This window comes from Pseudomonas sp. KH_040 (assembly GCF_057839305.1).
The window spans coordinates 3,528,291-3,545,409 of the sequence record NZ_CM174487.1 but is presented as its reverse complement, the minus strand read 5'-3'; the positions used below and the strand labels follow the sequence as shown (position 1 = coordinate 3,545,409).

Here is a 17,119-nt window from a genome sequence, read left to right as displayed (position 1 = left end):
CGGATTGTCAGAAACCACTTTCGCGCATCAATACCGCCAGCACATGAGTCGCGCCGTCGGCGAGCCAACTGCGCCGCTCACCCTCAATCTTCAGGTGCCCGCGGGTTTCGCGCAGGCTCGGCAACGGCTCATCGAGCTGAATCAACACCTGAAACAGCGCGTTGCTCGGGATCAGCGCATGTTCGGCATTGGTCGTCGGCACGGGCCCGCCAAAGCGTGACGACAACATGCGGTGCGACAGCTGACTGGCGCGGGTGCTGCCGATTTGCACGACCCGGCCGGACAACGGCGTGGTCTGGCCATCGGCATAGAAACGCACGTGATCTCCGGTAGCCATGCGGTGCACCTGATCCTGCGCGACATAAGCATCGACCTGCCAACTGCGCGGATCAATCAGCATACCCAGCGACTCCTGACGGCCGACCCATTGCCCGGCTTTCCAGTCAGGATTGACGTCCAGCCAAACCCCGGCAAACGGCGTTTGCAGGTTCAGCCGGGCGATTTCCGAGCGGGCGGCGCGGGCTTCTTCGAATTGCACATTGAGGCGCTGGCGAGTCACGGCGTCTTCGGCCAGGCCGCCGGGATCGGCGATCAACCCGGACAGCCGCGCCTCATAGCTGCGCGCATTGGCTTCGCTGGATTGCAGGCGCGAGGCGATGTCCGGCTCGTCCAGGGTAACCAGGGTTTCCCCAGCCTTGACCGGGCCGTGCGGGTGAATCGATTGCAAGCGCGCCGGGTAGGGCGCATACACGCGCAACTGGTGCTCGGCGCGGGCCACGCCGACCGCATCGATCTGCGTGCGCCATGGCATCGCCAAACCCAGCAGAATCAACAGCAGCATCGCGTAAAACGCCACTTTGCGCCGGCTCGGAATCGCCGCGCGGTTTTTCCACCAGTGGCCCAGCTCGCGCATCACGGGCAGGGCGATAAACCACGACAGTTCGACCATGAACAGGAAAATCCCCAAGACCTTGAAGAAAAACAGATAGACCGCCAGCGCGATCCCCAGAAACAGCACCAGCCGATAAACCCAGGTGATGATTGCGAAGGTCACCAGCAAACGCCGCTGACCGCTCGGAAACGTTTCCGGCCAGTCTTCCTGCAAACCCAACAGATTGCGCCGCAGGGTGACGCGCGCCAGCGCCGAAGCGCGTTCATGCAGGTTGGGAAAGTCGAGCAAATCGGAAAGGATGAAGTAGCCGTCAAAGCGCATGAACGGACTGGCATTCAGCGCCAGTGATAACAGCCAACTGGTGGTTGCCAGATAGAGCAGGGCATTGCGCAACGCGCCGGGATCACACAACGCCCAGCCCAGCGTCGACAGTCCGGCCAGCGACAACTCGGTCACGATTCCCGCCGAAGCGATCGCCAGACGTTGCCGTGAACGGCTGAGTTTCCAGCTCTCACCGGTGTCGGTGTAGAGCATCGGCCACATCACCACAAACGCAATGCCCATGTGCCCGACGCGCAAACCGAGCCGGGTCGCGACCAAGGCATGGCCGAGTTCATGCAGGGTTTTCGCGACGATCAGCGCCAGGGCAAAACTGAACAGGCCCTCGGTGGAAAACGACTCGACCACCGCGCTGGTGAACACATCCCACTGCTGCAACACCAGAATGATCCCAAGCAGGCTCAGACTCAGCACGATAATTCCGGTGAGCGGATGAAACAGCCAACCCAGCGCTCGCGCCAGGTATCGCAACGGCTGTTGCGGGCGCAGCAGCGGTATGCGGAAAAACAGGTAATGGTGCAGCCACCAGCGCCAGGTCAGCCAACTGCCTTCTGCGCTTTTGTTCTTGAGCCGTTCAAGCGCAGCGGGACCGGCGCGCAGCAACTGATGCTGTTCAAGGAACTGGCGAAAATCGAGGACTTGCTCGACATCCGGTTTCAGCGCGGTGCCTTCGGCGATCTGCTCGCTGATCTGACGCGGCGACTGGCCCCAGCGCAGCAGGCACTCGAATTCCAGCCAGCCGATGCGGTAGAAACGGTTGATCACCGTGTCCTGAATCACCCACGCCGGTTCGCCGTTGCTGCCATGGGCCGCTTCGCTCAGGCGCAAGTCTTCGCGCAGCGGCGGCACCGGCAGATCTGCCGGGTCGAGCATTACCAGCCACTCCAGGCGCGCAGCGTCGCCAGCGGCCGGCGCAGCAAGTAATAACCGAGCATGACCCGCCCGCCGTAAAGCTTCGCCGTGCCGTGCAGGCCGAGGCGCGCATGTTCGGGGGCGCCCTCAATGCTGGCGAGCAAGCGGTAGGCGACCACACCCTCATCGCTGGGCCGCGCCTGATAACTGGTTTCCAGAATCTGCCCCTTGAGGGGCGTTAGCGGATAAGCGGTGAGAAACAGCGTGACCTCGGCGCCCGGTTCCAGGGCGATGGCATCGGCCACGGCCAGTTGAATCAGCATGGCCGGTTGCGTCGGGTCAGCCACTTGCAGGATGCGCTCGCCGGTCACCACCGGTTTGCCCAGCCAGTCATTGGGGTCGCTGAACACCGCGACGCCGGCCTTTGGCGACAACACTTGTGTACGTTTCAGTTGCGCCTGCACCGCTGCCAACTCAGCCCGGCGTTGCTGCGCGCGCCCGGCGAGCAAGGTCAGTTCGCTTTTGCTCTGCGGGTTATCGAAGGCCCGTTGGCTGGCTGCCTGCAACTCGGCATCTGCCACCGCGACCTCTTTGCCGAGCACTTCAGCGCGGCTGCGCAGGGTGGTTTCGTCCAGCGCAAACAGAGGTGTGCCAGCCTCCACCGGTTGATTGGGTCGAACCTGTATCTTTTCGATCACGCCATCAATCGGTGAGCTGATGATCTGCGCCTGCCGCGAAACGATTTCAGTCGGCGCCAAAGCCGTTTGCCGCACCGGCAACAGCAGCAGGGCCGCGAGCACGATCAACACCAGCAGCAGTTGTTTGCGATTGGGCCGCCAGCGCCGCAAGCCCTTGCGCCGGGTCAGCGCTGACCAACAATAGGCCCAGGTGCTGACCAGCCCCTTGAGGTGGTGCCACAACAGCGCCGGCGGTTCCTGCTCCAGCAACAGCAGCAATAAGCCCAACCGTTGATTGTCGCGATCCTGCACTGGCACGCACCACAGCCCCGACGGCCACCATTCGTTCCAGCCTTCGGCGATGTCCAGCGGTGGACTGGCGCTGTCCTGGGACAGCCACACCGGCTCTGCATCGGGTACTTGCGCCGCGACCCAGCGACTGGCGCGCCGCAGCCACACCAGATAGGGCGAGTCTTCGCTGGGCCGTGACAGCCCCGAGACGTTCAACAGCTCCAGCGATGACTCACGCTGGGCGAACACCAGCGCCTGATGAAAGGGCAGCAGCGGGTACAGGTCGTTGGCCATGCTGAACGCCAGGCTGTTCAGCGAGTCAGCGGCCATGGCTTTATCACGCAGCGCATCGAGTTCGAGCAGCAGGTGAGGGTGAGGCAACGGCTCGTTCATGGTCATGGGCGCGCGTCTTGCTCGAACTGCGCGGTGCCGCTCATGCCGGCCATCAAGTCGGGGTACTTGTTGTCGAGCTTCGCTTCCAGTTCAACGGTTTGCGCTACTGCATCGACGCGTGAGTTGATGCCGCTGACATGGGCCGGATAGGTCTTGCCGGTTTCATGGATGCTGACCTGCAGCGGCAGGCCGGGCTTGAGGGTTTTCAGCAGGTTGGACGGTACGTTCAGGCGCACCTTCAGTGCACCGTCACTGACCAGATCGAACAGCGGCGTGCCGGCCGTAACCGTTTGGTAAGGCTTGACGTAAACCTTGGCCACACGCCCGGAAAACGGTGCGAGCACCTGGCAGTAACTGCTTTGCGCCGCGCCCATGGCCCGCGCGCCGTCGGCCTTTTGCACTTCGGTGTTGGCCATCGACACTTCGATATCGCCCACCGCGTTGAGTTGGCGCAGTTGTTGTTTGGCCTGCAGGTTCTGTTTGGCCATGGCCAGCTCCGCCGCCGCGACTTTCGCGCGCGCTTCGGCTTCATTGCAGTTGAAGCGGGCTAGCAATTGGGCCTTGGCGACCTGTTCGCCGAACCCGGCTTTCAGTTCGCCCAAGGTGCCGGCCATTTGGCTGGACAGGGTGGTTTCCAGTTCGGCGGCGAGCAACACGCGAATCGCACTGGCGCTTTCCAGTGTGGGTGCCGAAGTCGTTTCTTCAGCGTGGGCAGGGACGATCAGACTGGCCAACAACAGGGCCCCGAAACGGCACTCAAGGGCGATTTTGCGCATTCGGCGTTCCTTGCGAAGTGGCAGCGAGCAGACGTTGTTGTTCTTGTTCGTTCAAGGTGCGCTGGATTTCCCGGGCCAGGGTCTTGATGTCGTGTTGCGAGATTTCCTTGGGCAGCACGTCCAGCCCGACCGAGTTGTACATCCGCCCCCATGCGGCCTGCGCACTGGAGAACGCCGCTTCACGCTGATAACGCGAGAGCAGATAACGTCCCTCGGAGCGAATCACTTCCAGTTCCGAGCCCAACGCACCGGTTTTCGCCGCTTGCGCATAATCGAGCAGGCTGCGATCGACGCGCAGGCTGTCTTCGGCAAACTCGACCTCCTGCCGCGCCAGTTGATAGCGCAGGGTGCCGACCCGCACTTGGGTGAGAATCGCCATCGACAGCGCCACGCGCCGGGTGTCGTCGGTTTCGCTCTGGGATTTTTCCGCCGCGTTCAACGACGGCAGTTGCAGCAGACGAATCAGGTTCATCGACACTTGCAGACCGGTGCTCATCCAGTCGTTGTTGTAGAGGTATTTGTTGGAATCGTACTTGTAGCCGAAATCGACGCTGACGTTCGGCCATAGCTGCGCCTTGGCGATCTCCAGATCCTTTTGATTGACGCGTTTGCGGTACCACTCTTCCATGATTTCCGGTCGATTTTCCAACGACAGCTGTTCCAGCCGCGCCATGCTCTGGCGCACTTCCGGCAGCGGCGGGTCGGGCATGTCGGCGAGGATCATTTTCGAACCCGGCGGCAGCGACATCAGCGCCGATAGCTCGGCTTGAGCGAACTCCAGATCCTGCCGGCGCACGGTCAGCAAGTAGATCGAATCGAGCAGCGCGCGCTGATAGGCGAGGATTTCCTGACGCGGCAGCAGGCCACGGGTTTCCGCCTGGCGGGCCGAGGTCAGTGCGGTGTGGGTGCGCATCAGCAGTTTGTCGACTTCCGGCATCAAACGCTGGGCGCCGAGCGCCCGCCAATAGGCATTGCGCACGTCCTGCAGCACGTTCTGCGCGACTTTGCGCCGGCGCTCTTCGGCCATGAGGATCTGGTCGGATTTCTGCTGGGTACGGTAATACGCGACGCCAAAATCCAGCAGACTCCAGCTCAAACCCAGACCGTAGACTTCGCGATAGCGTTCTTCGGAGGTCGATGGACGCAAGCTGACCTGACGGTCTTCGATGCCGATCGAGGTGCCGCCGGAATCATTGTCACGCCCGGCATAACCGGCCGAGGCAACCAGACGCGGGAGCATTTCATGGCTGGAAACATCGCGCAGGTCCGAGGCAAGCGCGCTTTCCATGAGTTTGAGACGGTAGTCGAGGTTGTATTTCAGGGCCCGCGCGGCGGCTTCGTAAAAGGTGATCGGCGCGGTGACCGGCTCCTGACCGGAATACATGCGTGACTGGTCGGCGATGATGCGTTGACGGTTTTCTTCGTCGGTGGAGGGTTTCGGCTCCGTTGATGAGCAAGCACTGAGCAACAGTGCAGAAGCGATGGCGGTACTGAGAAGCCGGTTCGCGTGTAGGCGCATGTTCATTCCTTTGCATTCTTCGAATTTTTCTTCAGGTCGACCGCTTTACCGTGGCGTGCGCCGTTGCGCTGCATCGCGCAATTGCGCGCTGAAGCCCTTGGCCCGTGGTTTTTCATGAGGCTTTTCTGCGTGTGCCGGGCTGTGTGTCAGGTCGGCCGGGTTCAAGGTGAACAGCGACGGGTCGCTCAACAAGCCATCGGCGCTCAAACCGGTACGGCCCTGACGCCCCTGAATCCACAGCAGGTCGAGTTCGCTTTCGAGGCGACTGGTACGCACCGCTTGCGCGACGAATTGCCCCGGCACCAGGCCCAGACCATTGCCCACTGATTCGCTGGTGAACTCGCCGACCGCCGCCAGTCGCAGGTTGCTGCCATCGACGCCCCAGGCCGAGAGTTCGGAGATTTCAGCGGCGCGCTCGACCACCGGGGTGACGAAGATTGCCGGCTGTGGATCAGGAATCAGCAAGTTGCGGTTCAAAGTGTTCGGATCACGCTCGAAGTTATTGCCGCCGGGTGCCGGTATGAACGGCGTGGCGATGTCGAGGGTGATCACCAGTTCGGCCTGATCGCTGGCGCCGGCACGGTCGTTGATCGTGTAGGTGAACACGTCGCGCAGAATCTGCCCGAGGCCGGCGGCGGCGAGTACGGAAGGGTTGTTCTGATCGATGGTGTAGGTGTAACTGCCGTCGGCGTTCAGTACCAGTGTTCCGTACAAGCCAATGATCGGCTGGCCAATCACGCCCTCCGTGCCGGAACCGGCTTCAGCACCGGTGCGTACGCCGACCACTACCAGACTGTCATTGCCGTCGATGTCGCCATCGTTGGGCAGCACGTTGCCGGTGGTTTGCGGGGCAGGGGACTGATCGCTGGCAAACCCGCTGTCATTCTGCGCGACCGGTGCGTCGTTGGCGCCCTGAATGACCACCGTCAGCCGTGCGTCCGAGGTCGCGCCCGCCGCGTCGAGCATGCGATAGGTGAAGGTTTCGCTGAGGGTTTCGCCCGCAGTGCGCAAGGCCTGCACCACGGGATTGTTGTTGTCGATGACGTAGGTGTAACTGCCATCGGCATTCAGCGTCAGTTGCCCGTAGAGACCGATCAACACCTGTCCGGCACCGGTTGACTGGCCGGCCTGATTGCTGACGCTTTGCACCTGTTTGCCTTCGCCATTGGCGACGCTGTCGACATCCGTATCGTTGTCCAGCACGTTGCCGGTGGCGTTGCTGCCCGGCGTGCCGTTGTTGACGCCTCCGGCTTCGATCGCCGTGGCGCTGTCATCGGTGGCGACTGGTGTGTCGTTACGGCCATCGACGGTGATGCGCAATTCGGCGGTACTGGTGTCGCCCCAGCGATCGACGATGGTGTAGGTGAACACTTCATTCAGGGTCTGGCCGCTCTGACGCAAGGCCTGTACGGCAGCAAGGTTGTTGTCGACGGTGTAGGTGTAGCTGCCGTCGGCATTGATCAGCAAGTCGCCATACAAACCGCGCAACGAGGTGCCGACGCTGCCGACCGCGCCGATAGCGTTGACGGTGCCGGTGTGAATGCCGATCACCGACAGCGGATCGCTTTCGGCATCGGTGTCGTTGTCCAGCACATTGCCGCCGGGGTTGAGACCGGGTTGATCGTTGTTGCTGCCACCGGCCTCGATCGCCGTCGCTGTGTCGGTGTTGGCCACCGGTGCAATGTTGCGCCCGCGAATGATGATGTGGATTTCCGCCAGATCGTTCTGCCCGCCACGGTCGCTGACCTGATAGGTAAAGCGCTCATTGAGAAATTGCAGCGGCCCCAAAGCCAGCACCGCCGCATTGTTCGAATCGAGGTTGTAGGTGAAGCTGCCATCGGCGCCTATGATCAACTGCCCGTAGAGTCCGTTGATCAGCGTGCCGTTGCTGTTGTCGGTGCCAGCCGTGACCCCGGCCAGACTGCCGCCGGCGTCTTCCGTGCCGAAACGAATGCCGGTGACGGTCTTGCTGTCACCCTGGTCGACGTCGGTGTCATTGGGCAGCACGTTGCCGCTTGGGTTGACGCCATTGCCCTTGCCGTTATCGGCCACGGCCAGCACGGTATCGTTGGCCGCGACCGGCGCATCCCAGGCGCCGTCGATGCGAATGCTCAGTTGCGCAGTGTCGGTGGCCCCGGCGATGTCGCGCAGGCGATAGGTGAAGGTTTCCACCAGCGAATCGCCGACTTTCAGCGCCTGCACGGCGGCGAGGTTGTTGTTGACCACGTAACTGTAAGTGCCGTTGGTGTTGACGGTCAGCGTGCCGTACAAACCGTTGAAGGTCTGTGCGCCGGCAACGGTGGTGAAGGCACCGCCGGCCGCTTCGCTGCCCGTGCGGATGCCGGTGACCAGTTTGGCGTCGTTGGCATCGACATCGTTGTCGTTGTTCAGCACATTGCCGCTTGGGTTGACCCCGGGTGTGCCGTTGAACGTTCCGCCGGCCTCGACTGCCACGGCACTGTCGTTGCTGGCGATCGGGTTGTCGTTGGCCCCGCGCACGGTTATGGTCAGCGTCGCGCTGCTGGTGGCGCCGGCCAGGTCGCGGATCTGATAGGTAAAGGTTTCGGTGAGGGTGTCGGCATTGTTGCGCAGCGCCTGGACCAGCGGATTGAGGTTATCGACCACATAGCTGTAGCTGCCATCGGCATTCAGGGTGAGAACGCCGTAGGTGCCATTGAACCCGCTGCCGATCAGGCCCACCGACGAGCCTTGATTGATCCCGATGACACTGAGCACTTCGCCGTTGCCGTCGACATCGCTGTCATTGCTCAGCACGTTGCCGCTCGGATTGGTGCCTGGCGTGGCGTTGTTCAAGCCGCCGGCCTCAACCGCGGTGTTGCTGTCGTTCTGCGCGACCGGGGTGTCGTTGCGTCCCTGAATCGTGATGTTCAACGTCGCACGATCACCGGCGCCGGCGGCGTCGATCACCTCGTAGCTGAACGCATCGAGCAACGTATTGCCGGCGCGCAAGGCCTGCACGGCGGCCATGCTGTTGTCGAGGCGATAGCTGTAGCTGCCGTCGGCATTCAGCGTCAACCAGCCATAAGTGCCACGCAATTCGGTGCCGAGAACGCCAGCGTTACCGGTTCCGGCTTCGCTGCCAGTGCGCACCGAGGACACCGCGCGGGTCTCGCCATAGTCGTAATTGGGCAGATCGCCGGGGATTTCGCCGCCGTCGACGTCAGTGTCGTTGTCCAGCACGTTACCTGTCGGGTCCTGACCGGGCTGGCTGTTGTTCAGGCCTCCGGCCTCGATAGCCACGCCGGAATCATCGCTGGCCAGCGGGTTGTCGTTCTGCCCGCGGATCAGCACGATGATTTCCGCGGTGTCGGTTTGCGGTGTAGCACCGACGCCATCGCTGACGGTGTAGGTGAAGCGCTCGGAAAGCAGATCGGCGCTGCGGCGCAAGGCTTGAACGTCAGGGTTGCTGTTGTCGACTTCATAGACGTAGCTGCCGTCGGGGAAAATCGTCAGCGTGCCGTACAGCCCGGCAATCACCGTGCCGCCGAGATTCACCGCAATCGGTGTGCCCGGGTCGCCGCTCGCGCCGGACTTGATCAGCGTGACCGTCAACGGGTCGCCATCGGGGTCGGTATCGTTGGCCGTGACGTCGCCCGAAGGGTTGACGCCCGGCGTCAGGTTGTTGATCCCGCCGGCTTCGGTGGCAACGGCGATGACGTTTTGCGCCACGGGTGGATCGTTGACGCCGTGGACGGTAATCACCAGTTGCGCGGTGTCGGTCAGGCCGGAGGTGTCGGTCACGCGGTAGGTGAAGAACTCGGTCAATGTCTGCCCTGGCGCCAAGGCCTGGACCGCTGCATTGGTACTGTCGACGTCATAGAAGAACGAGCCATCGGCGCCAATGCGCAAGGTGCCGTAAAGGCCTGTCACCAAGGTGCCGTTGGCTGAGGTGGTGCCGGTGGCCACACCGCTCAGCACGTCGACGGCCGGGTTGTAACTGGCTTCGCTTTTGTTGATCACGCCATTGACCAGCAACTGGCTACTCGGCTGGTCATTGGCATCGACGTCCTGATCGACGCCGTTGCCGCCGGGTTGGGTGATCGGTCCGGGGCGGCTGGGGAACTGAATCACGTTGCCGCTCGGATTGCTTTCCGAGGCTGCGCCATTGCTCGACGCGGCTTGTGCCGACGCCGCATCATCGCTGGCAACCGGGTTGTCGTTGGCGCCCTGAATGACGATGCGCAGTTGCGCGACATCGTCGAGCCCACCGGTATCGGTCAGCCGATAGCTGAAGAACTCGACCAATTGTTGACCTGCGCTGAGCCGCTGAACCGTGGCGTTGCTGTTGTTGACCACATAGCTGTAAGTGCCGTCGGGATTGATGGTCAACGTACCGTAGAGCCCGGCAATCGCCGTAGCGCCGCTGACAGCCGTGAAGTTGCCAGAACCGGCCTCGGCCACCGGGCGGATGCCGGTCACGGTGCGGGTTTCGCCATTGGCGGCGCTGTCGACGTCCTGATCATTGGTCAACACATTGCCGGTGGCATCGCTGCCCGGTGTGCCGTTGTTGACACCGCCGGCCTCGACGGCCACGCCGTCATCGTCGATGCCCTGCGGCGTATCGTTGGCGCCCTGCAAGGTGACAGTCAGCGTGGCCGTCGAAGTCTCACCGGCAAGGTCCGCGAGCACATAATTGAAGTTGTCCTGCAAGGTCTGGCCCGACACGCGCAAGGCCTGCACGGCCGCATTGTTGTTATCGACGACATATTGGTACGAACCGTTGCTGCCAATCACCAACTGACCGTACAGGCCATTGATCACGGTGACACCGAGCACCGGCGTCTGAATGCCGGCGCCGGGGCCGACCGAAACCACGTGCAGTTGGTCGGCGTTGGTGGCGATGTCGACGTCGGTGTCATTGCTCAGCACATTGCCGCGTGGGTCGATACCAGCGGAAGCGTTGTTGCTGCCGCCTGCCTCCAGTGCCGTGGCGCTGTCGTTGACACCGACCGGGTTGTCATTGACGGCGGCGAGGACGATTTGCAGGGTGTCGGTGTCGGTCAGCGCATCGGCGGCCGTGCCGGGAATACCGTCGCCATCGGCATCGCCGTAGTTGCCACGATCGTTGCTGAGCACGGTCAGGGTGTCGGTGCCGTTGAAGTTGGCATTGCCCAGATAACGCAGGCTGGCCAGCGCGGTATTGATATCGGCGAGGTTGCCGGTCAGGGTCATGCTCGCAGTATTGGCCCCGCTGATCGTGACGCCCGGCACTGTCGCGCCGAGGAACAGTGTCCCGTGAGTGACCGTGAGAATGACGCTGATGGCGCGGTCGTTGACGTTCGGATCACGGCTGGCATCGACATCGGCAACGCTGATGCCGCCGATATTCAGCACCACGTCTTCCAGGCCGTTTTGCGTGCCGGGGAGGGTGTTGACCGGCGCGTCGTTCTGTTCGACGTAACCGGCGTTGGCGCTTTGCGTGTCGGCATCGCCCAACGTGATTGTGATCTGGCCGAGAGTGCCGGCATCGCTGTCGACGCGCACGCGCAGATCGCCCACCGGTTGCGGGTAACTGACCAACCCTGCGGGCACATCGATACGGAACACGCCCAGCGGCAACACGCCGAAGCGGTACTGGCCGTTGGCATCGGTCGTGGTGGTGAATTGCAGGTTGTCGGCAGTAGTGTCGAGGCGGCCGTCGGCGCCGGCCCAGGTCAGGGTCACTATTTGCCCGGCCAGACCGGCGCCGTCCGGTGTGGCGCTGGCGGTCGGGCTGGCGGTGTCGTTCCACAAGGTGCCGGTGATCACGCCAAGCCCGGCGGTGTCGCGCAAAATGTACTGGTTCGGGCCGACGGCGCTGCCGTCGCGCTCGCCGGTGGCGGTACCATCGACCCCGACGCTGTTGCCGCCCCAACTGGTGAAGTCTTCGGGCAGGCTGCTCCAGGTCAGTGTCGCGTTGCTGCTGGCGATAATCGTCGAGTTCGGCAAGTCGACCGAGTAGCGCACCTGAATCTGCGCGCCGACATTCAGTTGATCGAAGTTGACGCTCAAACCGCCGCTGGTGCTGAAGCTGATTCCCGCCGGCAGGTTGCCCGGGCCGTAACTCACGCCATTGATACTGACGCTGAGCAGGGTGTAATTGCTGCCGCCGGCAAAGCCGTCGCTGACGCGCGCATCGAACGCCGGCAGGCCGCCGTTCTGGGTAAAGCTCAGTTGCACCGTCGCGTTGCCGGTGCTGCCGGCAGGGTTTGGGTTGAACGCGACAATCTGCTTGTCGAGGCCGCTGAAGCTCGGCTCGACCACCCGTTCAAACACCGTGTCACTGACCGCACGCCCGGCACCGTTGACGATTTCCTGTGCGGTTACCGCCAGTTGCGCGCCGGCAATGTTGGCGGCGATGTTGGTCACACGCACGTTGAACTCGATCGAGATGCCTTCCAGATCGTCGTCGTTGCCATTGCCGTTGACCACGTTGCCGAGGTTGAACGTCACAACCTGGCTGCCATCGGGGTTGGTGACGACGGTCAGCCGGCTGGGGTCGAAGATGCCTTGCGGCGCCAGACCTGACAGGTCGGCGGTGATCGGCAGGGCCTCGGGGCTGTTTTCGTTGCCGTCGATATTCAGCGTGCCGCCGACGATCAGGTTGGCGTCGCTGGTCAGCCCGCCGTTGGAAATGAACGCAATGCGCAGGGCATTGACCAGCGCATCCGGGGAGATGAACTGCAAGCCGTTGGCCAGGGTGATTTGCACCTGATAGTTGGGGTTGTTGCCTTCGGGCACCAGCACCACCACGCGGTAGCGAATCACTTCGCCGACGGTGACTTGTTCGACGGTTGCGGAGGTCGGGTTCGGCGCCGCCGTGTCCGGCAGGCCACCGACACGGGATATTTCGATGGCCTGAGCCACAGGAATCAACAAAGTCGACAGGTTACGGTAATCGTTGAGCGTGCCGCCATTGAGCACGCCATCAACGCCGGTACGTTCGCCGGCATTGCCGCCGTCGAGGCTGGTCCATTGCACGCTGGCGACGTTGGCGATGTTAGATAACGCTGCGGCGCTGGCGTTGACGATGCCGCGCAGTTGCAAAACGATGCTGCCGCCCTTGGCGATGTCGATATTGGCGCCGCTGGCGGTGCGCAACTGGCCGCCGACGATTTCGAAGGCAACCCCGCCGTTGTTGGTGGCGCCGTTCTGATACAGCACGCCGACCAGCGTGACGTTGCTGAGCTGGGTCGGCAGGGTGTCGAGGAAACTGATGTCGAACGCACTGAAATCGGTGCTGCCATTGCCGTTAGTGATGGTGATATTGAAAGTCACCGTGTCGCCCTGGTCATAACCGCCCAGGCCCGAGGTCGAGGTGATCACCTGATTGATCTGCAAGGTCGGTTCGCGCAGGGTCACGGTGGGTTGGCCACCGCTCAGGGCAACGTTGCGATCCAGCGTGACCGCACCGTTCGGCGTGTCGCCATCCGGGTCGTTGTAAACCAACTGTGCATTGTTCTGCAGCGAGACGTTGGCCTGATTGGCAATGACGTTATTGGCCACCAGTTGCAGACGAATCACGAAGGTGTTGTTGCCGGTCTGGTTGTCCGCCGAAACGCTGGAAACGCTGAAAGTCCAGCGTCCATCGACCCCGTCGCTGCCCAATGTACCGCCGATCCCGGCGAAACCACCGACCAGCACGCTGCCGGCGAAATCGGCGCCGAGCGCGCCACTGCCGGCGCGGGTGGTGATGATCTGGTAGCCAAGGCCACCGTTGAAACTGGTGTCCAGGCGCATGCCCGGCGGAATCAGGTCTTCGATGCGCAGGTTTTGTGTGGTGCCTTCGGGCAGGGTGATGACAATGTCGTAGCGCATGCTTTCGCCGACCACCAGATCGCTGCCATTGGTGTGGCTGGCGCTGGAGTCGCCATTGTCCAGTGTGCCGTCGGCAAAGACTTTGCTGATGACCGGCGCGGCAATCTGCTGGCTGGCCAGATCGGTGAGGTCGGTCGGGGTGAAATCGGTACCGCCGTTGACGCTGGCGTAATTGCTCAGGGTCGCGGTGGATTGCAGGCTGCGACTGGCCTCAATGGTTGCGCTGACCACGACGTCATAGCTGATTACCACGACGTTGGCGCCGCTGGTATCGGCCGCCGTGCCGCTGCGCCCGGCCAACAGACTGGCCTGGCCACCCGCATCAAGAAAGGTGATCTGGTTGCCGCTGACGCTGTAGTCGGTGCCCAACACCAGCAGCGTGCCGTCGCCGCGATAAATCTGCAGGTTGGCCGCCGCCAGGCTGCCGCCGACAAAGCTCAAGCCAGAGGGCAGGGTGATGCTGGTGCTGACGTCAAATGCGCCGCCACCACCGCTGTTTTCAATCGCCGTGACCAGGCGCAAACGGTCGGCGCCGTCGATATTGCTGATGTTGCCGTCGACCGCCGACAGGTCGGTGACGTTGCCATTGAACGGCTTGCCGGTGCTGCCCGGCGGATTCCAGCTGCCGCTGGTGCCGGTCACCGTGCCGTTGGAACCGGACACCACGCCGTGCTTGATATTGAGCACCGGCTCGGCGACCGACACGATCGCGACAACGTCGGAGGAAATCAGCGTGCGGTCGGTGAGGGTGGTCTGCTGGCTCGATTGTGCGAGGACGTCGAGCGAGCGCTGGTCGGCAAATGGCTGATCGCCGACCCGGACCGTGAAGCGAATGACGATGCGGCTGCCGGTGGTGGTGTTGGTGGCAAAACTGCCGAAATCGAACACCACCGAGTTGCCGTCGGCGCTGGTGACGCTGACCACACCGCCGGCATTGGTATTGCCCGCGCCCAGTTGCCACTGGCCGACATCACTGCCCGAGCCCCAGGTGATCCCGCTGACATTGAACAGCGGCAGCGGCAGGTACGCGGTGAGTTTGAACTGCTCGTAGTCGCCGGTGATCAAGTCGTAGCTCAGCTCGAAGGTCACTTCATCGCCGGGGCGCAGTTCACCGTTGCCCGGCGGTGCGCCGTTATTGACCTCGACCAGATTGATATCGACGTTGCTGGTAGGGATCACGCTGGTGGTGGTGGAACCATCGGTTTCGCTCTCGCCCGTCAGGTTGAAGCGATCGACCAACAGCGTGCCGTCTACCGTGGCGGTGTTGCCCAGTTCGTCACCTTCGTTGATGTCCGGGTGCGGGTTGCCTGAAGGCGGCTTGTAGGTCTGGCCGACGATGGCCGAATAGCTCAACACCGCGACCACGGCGCCCTGCAACGTGTCGTCGAAGGCCAGGTCGCCATTGAGCCAGCCGCGAATGTTGTTGAACGCATTGCGCAGCGACTGGGCGATATCGAACACCATCGAGGTGCTGCCGTCGGCATTGTTCACCACGCTGGTGACCAGGGTGATGGTCTGCGCGACACCGTTGATCGTCACCGTCAGGGTCGGCGTGCCGCTGAGGGTCTGGCCATCGCTGAGTTGGTCGCGGATGACCAGTTGGCCTTCGTTGAAGAAGTCCTTGCCGAAGGCAAAGTAGTCGGAAATCGCCAGGTTCAGGGTGTATTGCAGGGTGTCGCCGGGGCTGATGCCGCTGTGGCCGATGTCGTTCTGCATCGTTGCGGTTTTCAGCAGCGTGATCGATTTGGCGATGAACTGTGTGCTCTGGCCGGTGCCGCTGAAATCGATGGTGGTGTTCGGTGCGGTGACGTCGCGAGGATCGAGTGGCACCCATTGCCCCGAAGCCGTCGGCGGGCCCAGGGTCACGGTCACCGCGTCGCCGGTGACCGGGTTGATCACCGGTTGACCGTTGGCGTCGACTTCCGGCACGTAGAACGCGACCACGGTGTCGGTCTTGCCGGTGAGGCTGGCGTACTCCACGGTGAACGAATTGATGTAGACGTCGTTGGCCGCAATCAGCACAGCGATTTGCGCAGCATTGGTTACCACGGTGCCGTCGTGCAGGGTGATCGAGGTCAGCCGACCGCCAGCGCCGGGGGTGATCGAGTTGACCTGGATGTTGTCGGGCAGGGGTTGGGTGACGACGACGTTGCTCAACGTCTGGCCCGGCGCGGGCGTCGCCGACAGGGTCAGCGTGCGCACGTAGTTGGGGCCGGTGGCGGTTTCGCCTTCCGGGGTATTGATCGTTTCGCTGACGGTAATCACCGTCGGGTGCACGACGAAAGCCGCAGTGCCGGCCTGGATCAGGCTCGGATCGTTGGTCGGGTTGTCCAGCGCGTCATTGCCGAATTCGAAGCCGCCACTGGCGCGGATGGTCAGGTCGGGGCTGCCATTGGAAAACGCCGTGTCGGCCAGATTGCTCAGGCTGGCGGTGATCTGCACGCCAATCACCGGTTGCTGGTTGGTGACGCTGGCGAAAGGCAACTCAATCACCACCAGTTTGTCGCCGGCGCGCATGCCGTAGGTGGCGGCGTTGATGATCAGGAAGTTGCCGTTGGCGTCTTTGGCCAGTGGATGCGTGGCGTTGCCATTGGCATCGAAGGTCACCACGTGACTGATGAGGTTTTGCCCAAGGTAGGTGGCCGAAATGAAATTGACGCCGTCGTCGCCATCCTTGCCGGTGACCGGCATCGCCAGGTTGATGAATGGCGCGTAACCCACCTGGGTCGAGGTGTTGCTGAAGTTCACGGTAAACGTGAAACGGTCGCCAAGCAGTACATCGCTGCCGCCGGTGGACACCGTCGCGGTCGGCGCGGCATCGGCCAGCAATCCGTCGAAATGCGCCATCGCGAGGCTGCTGATGGCGATGCTCTTGTCGAGGTCACCGACGCGGGTTTCCAGGGTCCAGTCGCCGCCGGCCTTGCTGCTGCCGGTGTCATTGCTGGAGGCGCCGACATCGGCGCCGGTCCAGCGTGCCAGTTCGCTGACCAGGGTTTGCCCGGCCGCACCGGCGCCGACATCGCAACCGTAGAGCTGAATGTCCGCGCCTTGGGTCAGGTTGTTGCGCCATTGTCCGAGGGTCTTGCCCAGCGAGTCGATGTTGTCCGAACTGACCGTGCGGTTGCCCAGGGTGAACTGCCCGGAGGCGCCGTGGGACATGATCTGGATCGAATCGACCTTGCCCAGTTGCGCCAACGCCGCAGAGATCGCCGCCAGACCGTCTTCGCCGACATTCACCACAATCGCGGTGACATTACCCGGCAACTGCGCGACCAGTTGATCGCGGTTTTCAATGCGGCTGTCGATCACCAGCAAACTGCGTGCAGCAGAGGGTGCTGGCTCGCTGGCGCGGCCCTCGGTGGGCGTGCTGTGAGGAACCTGGGCGTCCACGGCGGCCGGTGGCGCGGCGGGATCGCTGTGATGTTGATCGGCGGCCGCCGAAGCGGCGGCGCCGTCGAACAGAATTCTCGGTTCCAACGCCAGTGACTGACGTTGCGGGCGCCAATGGGCGCCGGACAATCCATTGCGTGAACCTTGCATGATCGGCCTCGTACTGCCTGCT

Annotated in this window: 5 protein-coding genes; all 5 read right to left on the bottom strand. The window is 62.8% G+C overall.

Features of this window, described 5'->3' with window-relative positions; all coding sequences use genetic code 11:
• Nucleotides 1-7: 7 nt before the first annotated feature.
• Genes AC3IUF_RS15780 through AC3IUF_RS15760 form a run of 5 tightly spaced genes read right to left on the bottom strand, consistent with a single transcriptional unit; the run spans nucleotide 8 to nucleotide 17,097 of the window.
• The gene (locus AC3IUF_RS15780) at nucleotides 8-2,104 is read right to left on the bottom strand and encodes a site-2 protease family protein (RefSeq protein ID WP_489278546.1); all 2,097 of its coding nucleotides are present in this window, start codon (nucleotides 2,102-2,104) and stop codon (nucleotides 8-10) included.
• A complete protein-coding gene (locus tag AC3IUF_RS15775; RefSeq protein WP_007913317.1) occupies nucleotides 2,104-3,450 on the bottom strand; it encodes an efflux RND transporter periplasmic adaptor subunit in 1,347 nt (448 codons plus the stop codon). The genes AC3IUF_RS15780 and AC3IUF_RS15775 overlap by 1 nt, the downstream gene beginning before the upstream one ends.
• Entirely contained in the window at nucleotides 3,447-4,220 is a 774-nt protein-coding gene (locus AC3IUF_RS15770; RefSeq protein ID WP_007913315.1) for an efflux RND transporter periplasmic adaptor subunit, read from the bottom strand. Before AC3IUF_RS15770 ends, AC3IUF_RS15775 begins: the two co-directional genes overlap by 4 nt.
• Nucleotides 4,201-5,739, bottom strand: coding sequence for a TolC family protein (locus AC3IUF_RS15765; protein WP_038361564.1), 1,539 nt, complete (start codon nucleotides 5,737-5,739; stop codon nucleotides 4,201-4,203). Before AC3IUF_RS15765 ends, AC3IUF_RS15770 begins: the two co-directional genes overlap by 20 nt.
• A 45-nt stretch (nucleotides 5,740-5,784) precedes the next feature.
• Complete coding sequence (locus AC3IUF_RS15760) at nucleotides 5,785-17,097, bottom strand: cadherin-like domain-containing protein (protein WP_489278544.1); 11,313 nt, start codon at nucleotides 17,095-17,097, stop codon at nucleotides 5,785-5,787.
• Nucleotides 17,098-17,119: the final 22 nt, after the last annotated feature.